Genomic DNA, 16,542 nt, shown 5'->3' on the forward strand with positions numbered 1-16,542 from the left:
GCTCCCCCCGCTCCGTCGGCTCCCTCAGCCCCCGTCACAGCCCGCTCAGCCCCGATCCAGCGGCCGCAGCAGATCCTCGTCCAGCAGGGCCCGCCCCGTCTCGTCGTTCCACAGCCCGCGTTCCGCCATGAGCAGCGCGTTGAGCAGCTGGTCGTTGGCGAGCGTGCCCTTCTCCCGCTGCTTGGTGAGGAAGTCGCCGATGATCTTGCCCCGCACCTCGGCGGAGGAGCCGTCGCCGCCGGTCCCCGGCTCCCCGAGGTGCGCGGCGACCATGCCGGCCAGACGCCCCTTGTCCGCCGCCCCGATCTCCAGCCGGATGCAGCGGCGCAGGAACGCCATCGGGAACTCCCGCTCCTCGTTGCTGGTCAGCACGACGAACGGGAACTGAGCGCATGCCACCTCACCGCCCTTGACCTGCACCTTCTTACGGTCGGCGGTCATGACCGTCTGTTCCTTGCCCTCCATCCGGGCCAGTTCGGGGATGATGAACTCGCCCTCCTCGAAGACGTTCAGGAGGTCGTTGGGGAAGTCCATGTCGCTCTTGTCGATCTCGTCGATCAGCAGGACCCGGGGCCGCTTCCACGGCAGCAGGGCCGTCCCGAGCGGTCCCAGCCACATGTACTTGCCGATGTCGGGCGGCGGGGGCGCCTCGCCTTCCCGACCGCCGGTCAGGGAGCCCGCGTTGCGCAGGCCGGCGTCGTAGAGACGGCCCACGGCGTCGTACTCGTACAGCCCGTCCTTGAGGGTGGAACGGCTGGTGATGCCCCAGCGAAGCACCGGGCCGAGCTTCAGTTCCTGCGCGACGGCGTACGCGAGCGTGGACTTGCCGGTGCCGGGCTTGCCGGTGAGCAGCAGGGGGCGGCGCAGGTGCAGGGCGAGGTTGACGAGGTGGATCTCGCGCTCACCGGCTTGGTACGCGACGCCCTGGCCCTCTCGGCCGAGATGGCGGTGGACGGCGTCGTCGTCGGGGGCCTGCGGGGTGTCGAGCAGCCGGGCCGGCTGTTCGCCGCCGTGCCGGAAGGCGCGCCACGGGGGCGCCTTGGGCAGGTTCTTGATGCCGTCGTGCGGGGTGCCCGTCCCCTCGTAGACCCACCAGTCCGGCTTCTTCGTCATGCTGCTCCTTCGCCGGCCCCGCGGGTACCGGTCATCTGCTGGTCCTGGCCGCTGAAGACGCATGTCGGGTCGTCCCACAGCAGGGTTATCCGGTTGTGCACGCTCTCGGGATCGCGCCGCCCGCGCTTACGGGCCTCGTGCACGCTGTGCGGCAGGTCTGCCAGCCGGTCGAGCGGCCGGCAGTGGCGCAGGACGTCCAGCAGCGAGCCCGGGTCGCCGTCGTCGCGACGCCAGACCATGACCGGGATTCCGTCTTCCAGCAGGGCGCCTCGTACCGCTTCCCGGATGAGCTCGTCACGGTGGTCGTACGGGATCCCCAGTCCCAGGCAGGACAGGTCGGCGTGTTCGAGCAACCAGTCCGCGACGTCGGCGGGGTCGGACAGCCGCAGGGACGAATAGCTGCTGCCGGGACAACTCCAGGGTTTCGCCGTGGGGTTCCGGCCGTCCGCCCGTTCCGGAGTGTCGGGCCCCATCCAGCCGATGCGTTCCAGCGCGTCGCCCGGTGTACCGTCGCGATCCGCTGCTTCCAGTGCCTGCCAGCGGCGGATCCATTCGTCGTGGATCGTGCTGTCCTTGTACCGGGTCAGGGAGCGGACGACGACCTGGCAGCTGCGGCTGAGGGGCACGCCGGCCGAACCACCGGGCCACGACTCGGCGGGGTGGTCGAGCAGCGAGTGCGGCAGCAGGAACTCCACCCGCTTGTTCACTCCCCGGCCGGCCTCGGCCGGTTCCTGCCAGGCGGCAAGGAAACCGCGGCCGCAGTCCATCAGTTCGCCGCCGGCGAAGGTGCCGGGCAGGGACTGCGAGCCCCGGAAGGCGGGCCGGCCGTCACCGACGCGCTCGTAGTGGTAGCCGCGCAGGGAGTAGCGGCGCTGGGTGTACGGCAGGTCGCTCGGCGCGTCCTCCTCCTCGACCCGTATCTGGATGATGACCTGCCGGTCGCCGCTCGCGGGCGGGGTTCCGGCGCCCGCTCCCCGCCCCTGGACGGAGGCGAGCAGACGGGCGAGCTGCGGCCCGATGGCGGGCTCCGCCGCCAGCAGGGCGAGGAAGCGCAGCAGTTGGGTGCGTGGGGTGTCGGGTTCGGCGGGAGTCACCCGTGCGTCGTAGAGCTTGGACAGCACCTGCGGGAGCCGGTCGGCGTCCAGTGGTCGGCCTGCGGTGCGGCGTTCGGTGCGGTACTGGTGCACCGCCGTCCAGCCGAAACCCACCTTCTGTCTGTGCAGTCCGCCGATGAGCTCCAGCATGAAGGGCGCGGGCAACGGGCCGGGTGGCCCGGTCAGGACCACGACCGCCAGATCGAACCACTCGGTGGCGATGTCGTCCGGCTCCACGCACGCCAGAGCGTCCCGCAACGACTGCAGCGTCCCGGTGCGCCGAGCGGTGGCGACGATGGCATGCAGATGGTCACGGGTGACGTTGTGCTCGGGGGCGGCGTCGCCGAGCCGGGGGTCTGCCTGTTGCAGCAGGTCCTTACGCCCGTCGACCGACCGCAGCCGAGGGATGGCGGCCAGGATCCCGACAAGGAGCTGTTCCGTGTCCCGCTCGGTCTCGCGCTCCGGGCGGGGCGGGGGCGGGCCGGTGCCCTGGGGTGCGGTACGGCCGACGGAAAGCCTGCGACGCAGGTGGCGGAACACTCACGCCTCCCCGAGCACCAGTCCGCAGGCGACGAGCAGCTCCCGCACTCGCTTGGTGCCGATGTCGTCCGGTGCGATCTCCTCCAAGGCGAGGTACATCACCTTCAGCACCGCGTCGGCCATCAGTGTCGTACGCCGGATACGGCCGTCCAGCGCGCGCAGATGTGTCCGGGCTTCGGCTGACTCGGGCACGTCGAAGACATAGTCCGGGCCGCCCAGCGACTCGCTCATCATCTCCAGGAGTTCATGGCGGTAGTACAGCTGACGCAGCTTCCGGCAGGCCATGAGCGCGTCGATCAGATCCTTCGGCTCAGGCATCACGAAGGTCGGCGGCGGAGGATCCGGAGGCGGCACCGGCGCCGACGCGGTCACCGGCGGGTGCAGTACCAACGGTGTGGCGGCCGCAACGGGTTCACGCGGCGCCAGCACCGGCTTCGGCCCCAGCGGCGGCTCCGTCTCGTACGGCTGACCGGTCAGGAGCCGCAGCAGCTTCTCCGCGCCGTCGACGGCGAACCCCTCGACGGCGTAGTGGCCGGTGGGGCTGCCGCCCAGCCACACGGGCAGGTCCTTCGCGGAGCCCTCGGGCAGGACGACGGGGACGATCTTCTCCAACGCGGCGGCATGATCCTCGTACACCAGGTTTCGCAGCAGCATGGACTCCCACTGCACCCCCTTGCCCTCACCGGGCGCCGCATCGCCCTCCGCACGCCGCTTGTACTCCGGCGAGGCGACGACGATCACGTGCCGGCTGTCCCGGATGCCGCGCAACATCCACAGCGCCCAGTCCCGGCGGCGTTCGCCTGCGGGCAGGTCCAAGTCGGCGTCGATTCCGCACCGGCGCAGGAAGTGGTAGAAGTCCCTGACCTTGTCGATGTGCCCCGCGTCGTCATGGGCGTACGAGATGAACACCCGCCCCGGCACCGACACATCACTCATGTGGCCTCCCCCTTGCATCCCGCGCACCACTACGAGTGCGTCCATGATGGCTCAACAGGCGCTGGAGGGAGACGTGTTCGCGGAGCTCACCTCATCACCGGGGCCATGACAGGGTGCCGTCATGACCAACGCAACACGACGCACCCTCCGTGGATTTGCGGACACCTTGGTCCGCCTGGGCATAGCGACGGACGAACAAGCCGCAGCCGGCCTGGCCAAGGCCGCCGGGATCGGCATGGACCTGGACGAGGAGTTCGAGGACACCGCCGAGCTGACCTTCCTCCTCGGCGAATGCGGCCTCGGCTTTCAGATGCCGGAAAAGGTGTCGGGCGATCTTGCGGACGGGTACGAGGAGCTGCTGCTCGATGCGGCGGCGTGCTCGGGCGGCTCGGTGGTCGTCGAGGACGTCGAGCTGGTGACGGACGAGGACGGAGACGAGTACCTGCACTTCCGGCGCAATGGCCGGTCGATCTGGCACCCGACGGAACACCTCTCCGACAGCACCCGCTACATGGACTGGAACGCTGCCTTCGACGCCATCGGCGACCTCGTGCCCGGCAACGACGATCCACGGGGCTTCCACCAGCTGGACGAGGAGTCCTACGACGCCTGGTGGCTCCTGTTGACGCCCGACCAGCTAGAAGGGCTGAAGGAGTTCGGTCTGCCGATGCCGGTGCAGCTCGGCAACTGGGTTCGCGACGGAATGCCCACGGCGGAGCCCGAGACGATCGCCTGGTACCTGGAGGACGACCGCCTGCATGCGAGCGAGGAGTCCCGCCGGTGTCTTGACGAGTGGCTGGCTTCGATGGACGCCGCCCTGGACCGGTGGCGAACGGCCCATCTGCCGGACGGCTTCCCCTTCGACTACTCGCTCGACTCGCTCTCGGAGCTGGAACGGCTTGTGCTGGACCGCTTCGACGGCCCCGCCTCGCTGGAGGCGGTGGCCGCAGACGGGTTCTTCGAGGGCGCGGTCAGGTACGTCGGAGAGACCGCGCTGCGGCGCTGGCCGTGCCGCTGGACGTACCAGCACTCCGACGACGACTCCTCGGTGTTCACCAACGAGCCGATGATCCGTTCCAACGCCCCGGACGGCTTCGCGGGGGAGTTCTCTCCCGACTACCTACTGCGGACCCTCGTCAGAAGCCGCACCTCCGACGACATGCGAGAGCGCATGGAATGGGTCGGCGAAGCGGTCGACAGCTACCGCAAGGCACTCCGCGCCCGCGCCTCCGGCCCCAGCGACCGAGGAGCCCACAGCCGCTTCAATGGTCCGAGTTAACGGGGGTAACACCCCAGGTCAGACACGGTTTGGCGTAGTAAGCGCATACCGACCGCTCAGTTTGATGAAAACCGCACACACTCCCGGTACTCCGAAGTAACGTGCATGGCTCGCCCGCCCCCCACCTCCCTGCGGTCCGGCCGCACCGGACCCGAGCCATGCAAGGAGCAACGGGATGTCCTCCCCGTACGACCCACCCTCGCCCACCTATCCCTGGCAGCCCCCCGCCCCACCTCAGCCACCCCCACCCCCACGACACCGAACCCCCGACCACCCGCCCCTCGGCCACCACCGCGACCTGCGCATCCTGCGCACCGCCTACCGCTGGCAGCGGCGCGTGGCGACGCTCACCGCGCTCGGTTACTTCACCCTCTTCCTGATCCTGTCCGCCTTCGCGCCCGGGTTCATGTCGAGCACCGTCACCGACGGGCTGCCCGCCGGGCTGTTGCTCGGGCTACTGCAACTGCCCGTCACCCTGCTGGCGATAGGCCTGTACGAGCACACCGCCCAGCGCTACGTCGACCCGCTCGCGGACCGCATCCGCAAGGAGGCCGCGGTGGAAGCCAAGCGGGAGTCGGCGAAGAGGGGAACAGGGCAGAGGAGCGCGGGGCAGAGGGGGACGGGGCGATGACTGACTTCAGCGGAGACGCGCAGGCGATGTCCCTGGTCGCCTTCTGTGCCGTGGCCACCATCACGCTGCTGCTGTGCGTGATGATGGGCCCGGACCGCGACGACCTCGACGAGTTCTACACGGGCTACAGCTCCCTGTCCCCGATGCGCAACGGCCTGGCGATCGCCGGCGACTACATCAGCGCGGCGACCGTACTGGGCACGACCGGCGTGGTCGCGTTGTGCGGGTACGACGGGGTCGTGCTGGCGCTGAGCACGGTCCTGTCGCTGATGCTGCTGATGTTCCTGCTGGCCGAACCCCTGCGCAACGCGGGCCGGTTCACGATGGGTGACGCGCTGGCGCGCCGTATGCCGGGGCGGGGGGTGCGTATCGCGGCGTGCGCGGTGACGCTGGCCGCGCTGGTGCCGTTGATGCTGGTGCAGCTGGCGGGGACCGGGCAGTTGCTCGCGTTCATCCTCGGGTTCTCGGGCGACTCGCTGAAGACGGGGTGCATCATCGGGCTCGGCGTGCTGATGATCAGCTACGCGGCGATCGGCGGGATGAAGGGCACGGCGCTCATCCAGATCCTGAAGATGGTGATGCTGCTCGGATCGGGCACCGTCGTCGCCGTACTGCTGCTGGCACGGTTCGACTGGGATCCGAGTGCGCTGTTCAGCGCCGCGGCGCAGCAGAGCGGGGTCGGCTCGGCGTTCCTGGAGTCGGGGCTGCAGTTCGCGGGCGGACCGCATCCCCGCCTGGACATGATCAGCTCGCAACTCGCGGTCGTCCTCGGCGGTGCGTGTCTGCCGCACATCACGATGCGCATGTACACGGCGACGGGCGCGCGTCAGGTGCGGCGTTCGATGTCGTGGGCGGTGGCCGGCGTGGCGCTGTTCGTGCTAGTGATCACGGTGATCGGCTTCGGCGCGACGGCGCTGATCGGACGTCAGGTCATCGCCGGGGCGGACCCGCAGGGCAACACGGCCTATCTGCTGGGCTCCAGGGCCGCCTTCGGCGCCGACGTCTCCGCCGCGGAGACCTTCCTGTTCACGGCGGTCACCACGGCCATCTTCCTCACCGTGCTCGCCTCGGTCGCGGGCATGATCCTCGCCTGCGCGAACTCCCTCGCCCATGACGTGTTCGCCGTCCGGGTACGGGAGTTGTCCGGCCGCCGCGAGATGATGCTGGCGCGGCTGTCGGCGCTGGCGGTGGGGGTCCCGGCGATCGTGCTGGCGACGATGGTCCAGCACCGCAGCCTGCAGCCGCTGGTGACCCTGTCCTTCTCCCTGGGGGCTTCGGCCATCGCCCCGGCCCTCGTCTACAGCCTGTTCTGGCGCCGGTACACGCGGGCCGGTCTGCTGTGGACCCTCATCGGCGGCTCGGTGGTCGTGCTCGTGCTGATGCCGGGGACCAACCTGGTCTCCGGATCGCCGGTTTCGGCCTTCCCCGACGCCGACTTCAACTGGTTCCCCTTCACGACGCCCGGGCTGGTGTCCGTCCCGGCCGGGTTCCTCTTCGGCTGGCTGGGGACGGTCGTGTCGGGGCGGCGGAAGTCGGAGGAGCAGCGACGGCAGTACGAGGCTGTGGAGGGGTGGATTCTGGCGGGGGCGGTACGGAGGGGGAACTGACTGCGGCGAGTTGACCGCCGGGAAGCCGAGGGGGTGGGGCTCGTCGAGTACGGGCCGGGCGGCGAGCAAGGCGACGGCGCAACCGAGCAGGGCCACCTCTGCCAGTACGGCGATCTCGCGGCGACGCCGGGCCGGGTCCGGACCGGGCCCGGGGCGGCGCGGAGCCTCAACTCACCTCCGGTGCCGACCAGTTCCCGTCCCGTCCCGTCCCCTCCCCGCCCGAACGCAGCGGCCCGCAACCGGCGGCGCGCTCACTCCAGGGCGGCCTGCCCCGTCAGCGCCGTCAGGCTGACCCGCATCTGCCCGATGTGCGCCCGCACGTCGTCCCACATGTCCCCGTGCTCGCGCAGCACCCGTTCCGTCTCCCGGGCGATGGCGTCCGACCGTCGCCGGGCCTGTGCGAGCAGCTCCGTCGCGCGCGCCCGCGCCTCCTCCTGCAAGCGCTGCGTCGAGGCGTGCGCGTCCGCGAGCTCCTGCTCCGCCTCGGCCAGTGAGGCCTCGGCCCGCGCCATCCCCTCCTTCTCGAACACTTCCAGCGCCGCCAGCCGCTCCTCGGCCTCCCGCTCGAACTCGGTCCACCGCGTGGTGTGCTCCTTGTCCTGCTCGGTGAGCATCCCGGCGGTGCGCTCCCGCACCTCACGCAACGTGCCGAGCACCTCCCCGCGCCCCTCCTTCACATCGCGCCGGGCGGTGACACGGAGCTCGATCGCCTCGGCGCGCGCCGCGAGCAACCGCTCATCGGCACGCTCCTCCGCGTCGGCGCGTACAGCGTCCGCGTACGCCTGTGCCGCGTCACGCACGCCGTTCGCGCGCTTCTGCGCCTCGTCGACCAGGGCCTGTGCCTCCTGCCGCGCACCTTCCCGCAGGTTCTCGGCCTCCTCCTGCACCAGCGTGAGGATCCGCCGCGCACGCCCCCCGAGCGTCTCGTACGTCTGCGGGGCGAGCTGCGCCACCTCCTCACGCAGCTGCTCCACCTCCTCCTCCATCTCCCGGGCGAGGACGGTGAGGCGGGCGGCCCGTTCCCAGGCGGCGTCGCGGTCGTGGAAGAGGGCGTCGACGTAGGCGTCGACCTGTTCGGGACGGTAGCCACGCCCTCGTACGACCGCGAAGTCGTAGAGCGAGACCGGTGCGCTGCTCATCCTGGAACCCCTCTCCACCGAACGACAAAAATGATGATTTAGCGCCCATCTTGATGTATCAGGTGGAATCGCTCATAACGCGACACTCCGCGCGCAGGGGCACGAGGTAGGCGCAGGGGCACGGCACAGGCGCGGAGACACAGAGGAGAGATGCCGAGGCACAGGGGCGCGAAGGGGCGGGTCGGGAGGGCGCGGGGCGTGCGGGCGCGGGGATGTCATGGCGTGCGGGGCGAAGGCACGCGGGCGTGCTGGTGCGGGGCGTCATGGCATGCGGGCGCCCGGGGCATGCGAAAGGGCCGGCCCCGGTCACACAACCGAGAGCCGGCCCTTTCACCACCCACCCGCCGCCGTCAGCGGCAGTCGGGTGATGTCACCTCACGACAAGCAGCCGGGCGGCGTCACAGCAACCCGTCCCACATCTGCTCCAGCAGCACCGACCACCAGCTCTCCGGCGATCCGAGCGCCGCCGGGTCGAGGGCGGCGAGCTGGGCCTGGAAGTCGACGGTCCAGCGGCCCGCCTGCTCCTGGTTCAGGCCGAAGCGAAGACGCCACATCCGGCCGAGCAGCGCCAGGCAGCGCTGGAACTCGGGCAGCCCGGTGTTCACGAACTGCGGCGGTACGGGCGCGCCGCCCGGGCCCGCCTCCACGGGCACGGCGACGATGTTCGCCGTCCCGTACTGCACGCACAGAGCCCTGCCGAAGTCGCTGCCCATGACGAGATACGAGCCCGCGTCCGACGCCGGCTGCACCCCGCGCTCGGCCGCCAGCTCCGCCAGCGTCGGAACGGGCCGCCCCGGCTGGGCCTGCGCCCAGAAGAACGGGCCCATGTCCATCGGCAGACCGCCGACGACGAGGCTGTGCGCCACGACCGGCGGCACGCCCTGCCGCGACACGGCGGCCTGCTCGAACCGGAAGAGCCCCGGCCCGAACGCCCCCGCAAGCTCCTGCGCCACGCCCTCCGGCGGAATCGGCGGCGCCGCGTGCACCTGCGGAAGCGGGGCGCGCACCGGCGCCGGGCGGGCGGGCCCGTCGGCCACCTGGTGCAACTCGCCCTGGTGCGCGAGCAGTTGCTGCATGCCCTGCTGCCGGCTCGCGTGATCCGTGCCGTACGGCGCGATGGACGTGATCCGCGCCTGCGGCCACTGCTCCCGGATCATCCGTGCGCAGTAGGCACCCGGCAGCTCGCACGACTCCAACTCGGTGTGCAGCTCCAGCACCTGGTCCGGGGGCACGTTCATGCCCCGCAGCTCGTGGAAGATCTGCCACTCCGGGTGCGGCGTCCCCGGCGCCGAACGCCGGATCAGCTGCTGCTCCGACCCGTCCTGCGCGCGGTAGCGGAGAACGGCCTGATAGCCGGGGCCGACGGTCGGCTGGCCGGTGGGCTGCTGGGGGTAGCCGTACGCCGGGGGCCGGCCCGGCCCGGACTGACCGGGACCCGGCTGACCCGGCTGACCCGGCCCAGGTTGACCGGGGCCGTGCTGACCTGGCCCGGGCTGACCGGGAGGCGGCGGGACCGCACCCGGCGGCATGGGCGGCTGCGGGGCACCGGGCGGCATACCCGGACCACCCGGAGCCATACCGGGGGCGCCCGGAGCCATACCGGGGCCGGGCGGGGCCATACCGGGGGCGCCGGGAGGCTGGGGGGCGCCCGGCGGCATACCAGGAACGCCGGGAGCGCCAAGAGGCTGAGGCACGCCAGGGACCTGCGGTGGCTGCGGGACCCCGGGCGCCGGCGGCGGCGGAGGCACACCGGGGCCGCCCACCGGAGGCGCGGCCAGCACGGTCTCCGCGTGGTGAACGGCACCGCCCGCACCGCCGGAGGAACCCTGGGCGCCCGGTCCACCCGGCATGCCCGGGGCACCGGGAGGCTGCGGGACGCCCGGGGGCTGCGGCGCACCGGGAGGACCGGGAGGACCGGGAGGCTGCGGAGCACCAGGCATCCCCGGGGCACCCGGAGGCTGCGGAGGGCCACCCATCTGCCCCGGGTCGGCCAGCACCGTAGCGGCATGGTGCACCCCGCCCGGAGGCGTACCGCCGGGCGTGCCGGGCGGATTGGGGGCACCAGGCGGCTGCGGCACGCCAGGCGCGTCAGCGACACCCGGCCCCTGCGGAGCCCCCGGCCCGGCAGCACCCTCAGGTCCATCGGGCCCGAGCGCCGACACGAGCTGCGTCGGAACGTACCCACCCGCCGGCGCACCAGGCACCCCCGGCGCACCCGGCGTACCCGGAGCGGACGGCACACCCGGAGCGGGCGGCGGCGGAGGCGGCGTACCCCCCGCACCCGGCACCCCCGGCGCACCCGGCGGCGGAGGCGGCGTCGCCCCACCCCGCGCACGAGGAGGCGCCGCCTTGCGCGTCGCGGCATCGGCGATGTCCCCGGCGTTCGGCGCGAGCGGCTGCCCCGGCCCACCCGGAGCCTGCGGCGCACCGGCACCCTGCGGATAGCCGTACGAAGGCGCACCCGGCACCGGCGGAGGGGTCGCCCCTGGAGGCGGCGTACCCGGCACACCCGCACCCTGCGGATAGCCGTACGACGCCCCACCGGGCCCCGGCACAGGCGGCGGCGTCGCACCCGGTGGCGGCGTGCTGCCCTGCGGCGCACCACCCTGGCCACCCGGCGCGCTCGGCTCGTCGACCGCCGGCTCGACCGCAGTCGGCGGAAGCCGGCTCCCGCCCGACATCAGCGCCGTCTTGGCATCCGGCAGCGCGGTGTCGTCACCACTCAACGGCGGCGCGAACACCGTCTCCGGCAACGGCACGGAACGGTCCTCACCGGCATCGGCGTTGGTGTCCGTCCCGGCCCAAGGGGTCGCCCCGTCCGGCACACCGGGCAGCCCCGCAGCGGGAGGCGCCGAAGAGCCGCCCGGCACCCCGCCGTGCGTCTCAGGCAGCGCCCCGCCTCCGGACGTACCGGACGTACCGCCGGACGCGCCCTCGCCCGCATCCACAGCCACACCCGCACCCGCACCCGCACCCGCACCGGCACGCGTGTCGAAGTCCGAGCTCGAACCCCCGCCCCGCCGATCCGGAACCCCTATCCGGTCCGCCGCCTCCTGCAACCACTCCGGCGGTGTCAACAGGAACGACGTCTGATTCAGGTCCACCCGAGCCGGAGCCGCCGGAGCCGGTTCCGCAACCGTGGCCGCACGGCCGTACTCCTCCTCGTACCGGCGAATCACCTCACCCACCGGCAGCGAAGGCCACAACGTGGCCTCACCACTGTCCCGGGCGATCACCAGCCGCTGCGCACCCCCGCCCGAGCGCGGACCGTCCGCACGGTCCTCCGCCCACACCACGAACCCGAGCTCGAACTCCCGCACCCGCACCTCACGATGCTGGTACGACGGCACATCCCCGTTGATCCACTCTTCCGCGCGCTCCTGCGCCTGCGCGAACGTCACCATCGCGAAGCTCACTCCCCCACAGCCGCGGCAGCCACGGGCACCGCACTCGCGAAGCCACCGTCCACCATCAGATTCGCGACCGTCTCCAACTCCGGCGGAGAACCCGCCAGTCGGGACAGAAACACGTCGAAGTCCTCACCGCACGGCATCAGCAACCGCTCCACGCGCTCGGCCGGCGACCACGAAGGATCCACGTCCCGCGCGTCGTCGTACGCGCAGAACCACACCGAACCGAGCCGCTCGCCCTTCACCTTCACGGTCAGCAACCCGCCCTGCACGAACCCGACACCCAGGTAGTCCTTGGTCAGATGGTCCCGCAGGCACTTGTTGACGTAGACCAGGTCATTGACCGCCGCCTCGTCCCGCACCGTGAACAGCGGCTGATCGACCAGCAGCCCCAACTCCGCGTCCAGCGCCGTGCCCACGGGGGCACACCCACCCGCCGCCTTCAGGAACGACCGATACGCACCCGGCAGCCGATACCCGAGATCCTCCTCGACCCCCAGCACCTGCTGCTCCGTCACCGCCACACCCGACTTCGGCAGCCCGAAATGCGCCGGCCGCGTCTCCTGCAACGGCCGCGTCCCCCGCTTGTGCTGGTCCACCGTCGACGTCGCGATCCCACCGTGATGCCTGAGGAGCGCCTTCACCTCGACCGGAACCAACTCCAGCCGCCGCGAACCCACCACGTGATGCCACGTCCAGCCATGCGGCGTCGCCACCGCCGGGATCGTGTCCCACAGATCGTGCCCGGACGCCGCCAGCGCCGCGTTCGCCGACACATAGTCCGTCAGCCGCAACTCGTCGACACCGAAACCCTCCGGCGGCTCCGCGATCTCCGCCGCCGCCCGCGCATACGGCGAGAAGTCGGGGTAACCACGCTCGTCCACCCGTACTCCTCTCGGGTGACGGGACGCCCGAACCGGATCCGGGAAATGCACGACCTGCCCGGCGTAGGCCGCGTTCGGCGGCGCGGCTTGCTGCCCGAGCCGACCTGTCGTCATGGCGGTTGCCCCCTGCGGCGTTCTGATACGGCCCGCCATGACCACACTCGGTCACAACACCCCGTATCGACTGTCTCGTCTGCGTCCATACGTCACCGCACGGAAAGCGGTGCCGACAGCCTATGCGGTACGACGACACCGGTCACCGGCACCGGCCACGACCCCCTCCGCTTCCGTGACCAGCCGTCACCCCGCCGTGACAGCCCGCCCAAACCCGGGCGTGTCGCACGGCCCCAGCTTCCGCACCCGCCACGCCTTTTGGCACTCTGTGACGTCCGAGAGCATGCCCGGGGGATGCTCGGGAGGGGATGATGAACATGAACGCGACGCAGACAGGCCCACACGCAGCGAGTTCCGGCGACCCCCGCATCGGCTGGAGCGCCGCCGAAACACCCCACGCGCCGACCCTCCGTCACCGCCGCGACGGCATACTCCCCACCGTCGCCGCCGCCCTCTCCGTCCGCGGCGCCACCCTCACCGGCACCGCCGCCCGCGGCGACCAACCCCCACCACTGCACCACCTCGTCCAGGACTTCCTCGACACCCTCACCAGCTCAGAACGCGACCGCTTCACCGGCCGCTGCGCCGAGACCATCCTCATCTCCCGGCACCTCGCCGCCGCCGACGACGCCCGCAGCAAACGCGCCGCCCGCAAACCCATGACCAACGGCGAAGCCCGCAAAGCCCTCAAACAGGCCAAGCTCACCGCCCGCCGCATCCGCGAGGACGGCGACCCCCTCCACGGCAGCTTCGCCACACCCTGCCGCGCCTGCACCGCCCTCAGCGCCCACTTCGGCGTCCGCATCGTCGACCCGACGACCCCCGGCAACTGACCCCCACCGCACCACACACGCACACACACGCACACACAGCACGGACGACGAACGAGACGAACGAAGGGCCGATGCAAGCCGACCGCACCTCAACCACCCGCTTCCCCGTCCCCGTCGACGCCGCCCTGCGCGCCGCCGGCTGGCAACCCGGACGCTGGGACATCAAACAGGCCGAATACTGGGCGGACACCCTCCGCGACCACGCCTCACCCGCCGGTCACCGCCACGCCGTCTTCCCCGCCGCCGTAGAGGCCTGGGCCGAATTCGGCGGCCTCCACCTCACCCCCACCGGCCCCGGCCGCCAGGTCGCCCCCGCCCACGTCCACTTCGACCCGCTCCACGGCCTCCACATGGCCCGCACCCTCGGCGACCTCGGCCGCGCCCTCGACACCGAGGTCTGCCCCCTCGGCACCGAAACCGAGACCCAGGCCCTCCTCGCCATCGACACCGAAGGCCGCATCTACGCCCTCGACCACACCGGCGACTGGTACCTCGGCCCCGACATCGACCAAGCCCTCGCCGGCCTCGTCTCAGGCATAGAACCGGCACGCCTCACAGCCGGCTGACACACCTACACACCCCCGCCGACGCCACTACGCCGCCGGAATCACCGCCGACACCCGAAAACCCCCCGCATCCGTCGGCCCGGACACAAACACCCCGCCCAGCCCCACGACCCGCTCCTTCATCCCCACCAGACCGTTGCCCCCCGACGGCAACCGCGCCGACCCCGCCGACGACACCTCCGGCGGCGGCTCGTTCTCCACCTGCATCGCGATCTCCGACACCCGATGCGCCAACCGCACATGCGTCTTCGCCCCCGCCGCATGCTTGTGGACGTTCGTCAACGCCTCCTGCACCACCCGATACGCCGTCTGCTCGACCTCCGGCGCATACGACCGCGACTCCCCCTCCACGGACAGATCCACCGCCATCCCCGCAGCGGCCGACTGCCCGATCAACTCATCCAACTCGGACAGACAAGGCCCCTCGGCACCACCCTCGTCCCCACCGCCACCCATCTCCCGATCAGCAGCCGCAGCAGCGGCAGCCCCCACAGCGGCAAGCGGCACGACAACCCGCTGAACCCTCTCCGCACTGCCACTGCGCAGCACACCGAGCATCTCCCGCAACTCGGTCAACGCCTGCCGCCCCATGTCCCCCACGAGCGCGGCATTCCGCACAGCCTTCTCGGGATCCTTCCTCGCCACAGCCTGCAGCGCAGCGGCATGCACCACCATCAGACTCACCCGATGCGCGACGACGTCATGCATCTCCCGCGCGATCCGGGTCCGCTCCTCGCCCCGCGCCCACTCCGCCCGCTCCTCGGCCCGCTCCGCGAGCAACTGAAGCTCCCGCTCAAGACTGTCGGCCCGCTCCCGCAGACTCTCCATGAGCCGCCGCCGAGCCCCCACATACAGCCCGAGCAGAAGAGGCGGCGCGGTCATACCGACCGCGGTGGTGAGAGAGGCAAGGGGAACAACCCAGTCCCCGAACGTCAGATCCCCACTCGCCACGCCCTGCCGCACCCACACGAACGTCACGATCAGCATCCCGACGAACGACATCCCCGCCAGCGAGGCGATGATCCGCCGCGGCAGCTCGGAAGCGGCGAGGGTGTACAGCCCGACGATGCCCATCAGGAACCCCATCTGGGCGGGCATGACGGCAATGGACACCAGCACCACAGCGATGGGCCACCGCCGCCGCAACACCAGCACCGACCCGGCCAACACCCCGAACACAACCCCCGCGGCCTCCGGAATCCCGGCATCCCGCGCGAACCGAACCCCCTCGCCCCCGCACTCCAGCGCCGACACGACAGCCAGACTCACGTCCAGCACCGCACTGCGCACCCTGCCCCACCACCACGGCCCCGCCCCCGGTGGCGGCGCCTCTGCGTGGGCTTCCCCCGTCGTGGTCATGCCTCCAGCCTACGGGCGCCCCGGCCCGGTTTTCCGGCGACTTTTGTGGACTGGCCTACACCACAGCGCGTAACCGAACGTAAGCGAAACCACCCGATATCCCTCGAACTGCTGAATCGCTCACCGTTCGACGCCGGAAGCGATCATTCCGCCCGGACGGTATGCCTATGGCACATCCACAAGGCAAATACGCCGACTTCGAGGGGCTGCGGGAGCAGGCGGTGGCACTGCGGCGGCGGGGCTACAGCCTTCGGCAGATCCGCGACGAGTTGAAGATCTTCAACAACGACATCCTCAACCAGCTAGTGAAGGGGGAACCACCGCCGGAGTGGACGAAGCGACCGAACGCGAAGGACGACCTGAAGGCGAAGGCGCGGGAGCTACGGCTCCAGGGATGGACGTACGACCAGATCGAGGCGGAGCTGGGGTGCTCCAGGAGCTCGGTGTCGCTTTGGGTACGGGATCTGCCAAGGCCCGAGCCTCGCTACACACCGGAGGAACAGCGGGCCCTCATGCACGAAGGCCTGGCGAGGAGGCGTGCGGCGGAGAACGCGGAGCGCAAGAAGACCAAGCTCGGAGCTTGCCGGGAGATCGGCGAACTGACGGACCGCGAGCTGTTCATGGCAGGGGTCGCGCTGTACTGGGCCGAGGGATCGAAGAGCAAGCCGTACGACCGCCGAGAGCGCGCCATCTTCGTCAACAGCGACCCGGGCGTGATCCAGACTTACCTAGCCTGGCTCGAACTGCTCGATGTGAACCGGGAACGCCTGGGCTTCCGTGTCCTTATCCACGAGTCTGCCGACATTGACGCCGCGCACCGGTTTTGGGCAGAGATCGCCGACATCGACGTCTCGATCTTTGCCAAGCCGACGCTCAAGAAGCACAACCCGAAGACCGTCCGGAAGAACACCGGCGACGACTACCACGGCTGCCTGGTCATCGGCGTGGCAAGAAGCGCTGACCTGTACAACCGCATCGAAGGCTGGTGGAGCGGGATCGTGGCCCACGCGCAAGCACGTCTCCGGTAAGGTCTGAAG

The 16,542-nt window shown here is 71.1% G+C and carries 13 protein-coding genes; 6 read left to right on the forward strand and 7 right to left on the reverse strand.

Features of this window, described 5'->3' with window-relative positions:
• Nucleotides 1-45: 45 nt before the first annotated feature.
• Genes EHO50_RS19190 through EHO50_RS19200 form a run of 3 tightly spaced genes read right to left on the reverse strand, consistent with a single transcriptional unit; the run spans nucleotide 46 to nucleotide 3,683 of the window.
• Nucleotides 46-1,113, reverse strand: coding sequence for an AAA family ATPase (locus EHO50_RS19190; RefSeq protein ID WP_128431409.1), 1,068 nt, complete (start codon nucleotides 1,111-1,113; stop codon nucleotides 46-48).
• A complete protein-coding gene (locus EHO50_RS19195) occupies nucleotides 1,110-2,747 on the reverse strand; it encodes a VMAP-C domain-containing protein (protein WP_128431410.1) in 1,638 nt (545 codons plus the stop codon). The genes EHO50_RS19190 and EHO50_RS19195 overlap by 4 nt, the downstream gene beginning before the upstream one ends.
• Complete coding sequence (locus EHO50_RS19200; RefSeq protein ID WP_164904883.1) at nucleotides 2,748-3,683, reverse strand: SEFIR domain-containing protein; 936 nt, start codon at nucleotides 3,681-3,683, stop codon at nucleotides 2,748-2,750.
• Between the two features lie 121 nt (nucleotides 3,684-3,804).
• On the opposite strand from EHO50_RS19200, the gene EHO50_RS19205 reads away from it, so the two are divergent.
• The 3 genes from EHO50_RS19205 to EHO50_RS19215 all read left to right on the forward strand — a co-directional run bounded on the left by EHO50_RS19205 (nucleotide 3,805) and on the right by EHO50_RS19215 (nucleotide 7,200).
• Nucleotides 3,805-4,962 carry a hypothetical protein gene (locus tag EHO50_RS19205; protein WP_128431412.1) on the forward strand — a complete coding sequence of 386 codons (1,158 nt, stop codon included), beginning with the start codon at nucleotides 3,805-3,807 and terminating at the stop codon, nucleotides 4,960-4,962.
• Between the two features lie 175 nt (nucleotides 4,963-5,137).
• Entirely contained in the window at nucleotides 5,138-5,593 is a 456-nt protein-coding gene (locus tag EHO50_RS19210) for a DUF485 domain-containing protein (RefSeq protein WP_128431413.1), read from the forward strand.
• Nucleotides 5,590-7,200 carry a sodium/solute symporter gene (locus EHO50_RS19215; protein WP_128431414.1) on the forward strand — a complete coding sequence of 537 codons (1,611 nt, stop codon included), beginning with the start codon at nucleotides 5,590-5,592 and terminating at the stop codon, nucleotides 7,198-7,200. The genes EHO50_RS19210 and EHO50_RS19215 overlap by 4 nt, the downstream gene beginning before the upstream one ends.
• Nucleotides 7,201-7,451: 251 nt before the next feature.
• Here the strand turns inward: EHO50_RS19215 and EHO50_RS19220 are convergent, their stop codons facing one another.
• The 3 genes from EHO50_RS19220 to EHO50_RS19230 form a co-directional block, all read right to left on the reverse strand.
• The gene (locus EHO50_RS19220) at nucleotides 7,452-8,339 is read right to left on the reverse strand and encodes a DivIVA domain-containing protein (protein ID WP_128431415.1); all 888 of its coding nucleotides are present in this window, start codon (nucleotides 8,337-8,339) and stop codon (nucleotides 7,452-7,454) included.
• Between the two features lie 398 nt (nucleotides 8,340-8,737).
• Nucleotides 8,738-11,743 (reverse strand): SUKH-4 family immunity protein, encoded by a 3,006-nt coding sequence (locus EHO50_RS19225; RefSeq protein ID WP_128431416.1) that lies wholly within the window; start codon nucleotides 11,741-11,743, stop codon nucleotides 8,738-8,740.
• Nucleotides 11,744-11,751: 8 nt separating this feature from the next.
• Entirely contained in the window at nucleotides 11,752-12,747 is a 996-nt protein-coding gene (locus EHO50_RS19230) for an SMI1/KNR4 family protein (RefSeq protein ID WP_128431417.1), read from the reverse strand.
• A gap of 317 nt (nucleotides 12,748-13,064) precedes the next feature.
• Between EHO50_RS19230 and EHO50_RS19235 the strand changes: the two genes are divergently transcribed.
• Both EHO50_RS19235 and EHO50_RS19240 read left to right on the forward strand, forming a co-directional pair.
• The gene (locus tag EHO50_RS19235; protein WP_181449657.1) at nucleotides 13,065-13,580 is read left to right on the forward strand and encodes a YwqJ-related putative deaminase; all 516 of its coding nucleotides are present in this window, start codon (nucleotides 13,065-13,067) and stop codon (nucleotides 13,578-13,580) included.
• 71 nt (nucleotides 13,581-13,651) lie between these two features.
• The gene (locus EHO50_RS19240) at nucleotides 13,652-14,146 is read left to right on the forward strand and encodes an SUKH-3 domain-containing protein (protein ID WP_128431419.1); all 495 of its coding nucleotides are present in this window, start codon (nucleotides 13,652-13,654) and stop codon (nucleotides 14,144-14,146) included.
• Nucleotides 14,147-14,173: 27 nt separating this feature from the next.
• On the opposite strand, the gene EHO50_RS19245 is transcribed toward EHO50_RS19240, so the two are convergent.
• Entirely contained in the window at nucleotides 14,174-15,505 is a 1,332-nt protein-coding gene (locus EHO50_RS19245) for a sensor histidine kinase (protein ID WP_128431420.1), read from the reverse strand.
• 167 nt (nucleotides 15,506-15,672) lie between these two features.
• Here EHO50_RS19245 and EHO50_RS19250 point away from each other — a divergent pair, with 167 nt between their 5' ends.
• Complete coding sequence (locus EHO50_RS19250; RefSeq protein WP_128431421.1) at nucleotides 15,673-16,533, forward strand: hypothetical protein; 861 nt, start codon at nucleotides 15,673-15,675, stop codon at nucleotides 16,531-16,533.
• Nucleotides 16,534-16,542 lie beyond the last annotated feature (9 nt).

It is taken from the genome of Streptomyces cyaneus (assembly GCF_004028635.1).
In the GTDB taxonomy this organism is placed as follows: Bacteria; Actinomycetota; Actinomycetes; order Streptomycetales; family Streptomycetaceae; genus Streptomyces; species Streptomyces cyaneus.

Coding starts and splice junctions, on each gene's coding strand:
- EHO50_RS19250 (WP_128431421.1), top strand. CDS start 15,673: ATGGCACATCCACAAGGCAAATACGCCGACTTCGAGGGGCTGCGGGAG.
- EHO50_RS19210 (WP_128431413.1), top strand. CDS start 5,138: ATGTCCTCCCCGTACGACCCACCCTCGCCCACCTATCCCTGGCAGCCC.
- EHO50_RS19240 (WP_128431419.1), top strand. CDS start 13,652: ATGCAAGCCGACCGCACCTCAACCACCCGCTTCCCCGTCCCCGTCGAC.
- EHO50_RS19200 (WP_164904883.1), bottom strand. CDS start 3,683: ATGAGTGATGTGTCGGTGCCGGGGCGGGTGTTCATCTCGTACGCCCAT.
- EHO50_RS19220 (WP_128431415.1), bottom strand. CDS start 8,339: ATGAGCAGCGCACCGGTCTCGCTCTACGACTTCGCGGTCGTACGAGGG.
- EHO50_RS19215 (WP_128431414.1), top strand. CDS start 5,590: ATGACTGACTTCAGCGGAGACGCGCAGGCGATGTCCCTGGTCGCCTTC.
- EHO50_RS19225 (WP_128431416.1), bottom strand. CDS start 11,743: ATGGTGACGTTCGCGCAGGCGCAGGAGCGCGCGGAAGAGTGGATCAAC.
- EHO50_RS19245 (WP_128431420.1), bottom strand. CDS start 15,505: ATGACCACGACGGGGGAAGCCCACGCAGAGGCGCCGCCACCGGGGGCG.
- EHO50_RS19205 (WP_128431412.1), top strand. CDS start 3,805: ATGACCAACGCAACACGACGCACCCTCCGTGGATTTGCGGACACCTTG.
- EHO50_RS19230 (WP_128431417.1), bottom strand. CDS start 12,747: ATGACGACAGGTCGGCTCGGGCAGCAAGCCGCGCCGCCGAACGCGGCC.
- EHO50_RS19235 (WP_181449657.1), top strand. CDS start 13,065: ATGAACGCGACGCAGACAGGCCCACACGCAGCGAGTTCCGGCGACCCC.
- EHO50_RS19190 (WP_128431409.1), bottom strand. CDS start 1,113: ATGACGAAGAAGCCGGACTGGTGGGTCTACGAGGGGACGGGCACCCCG.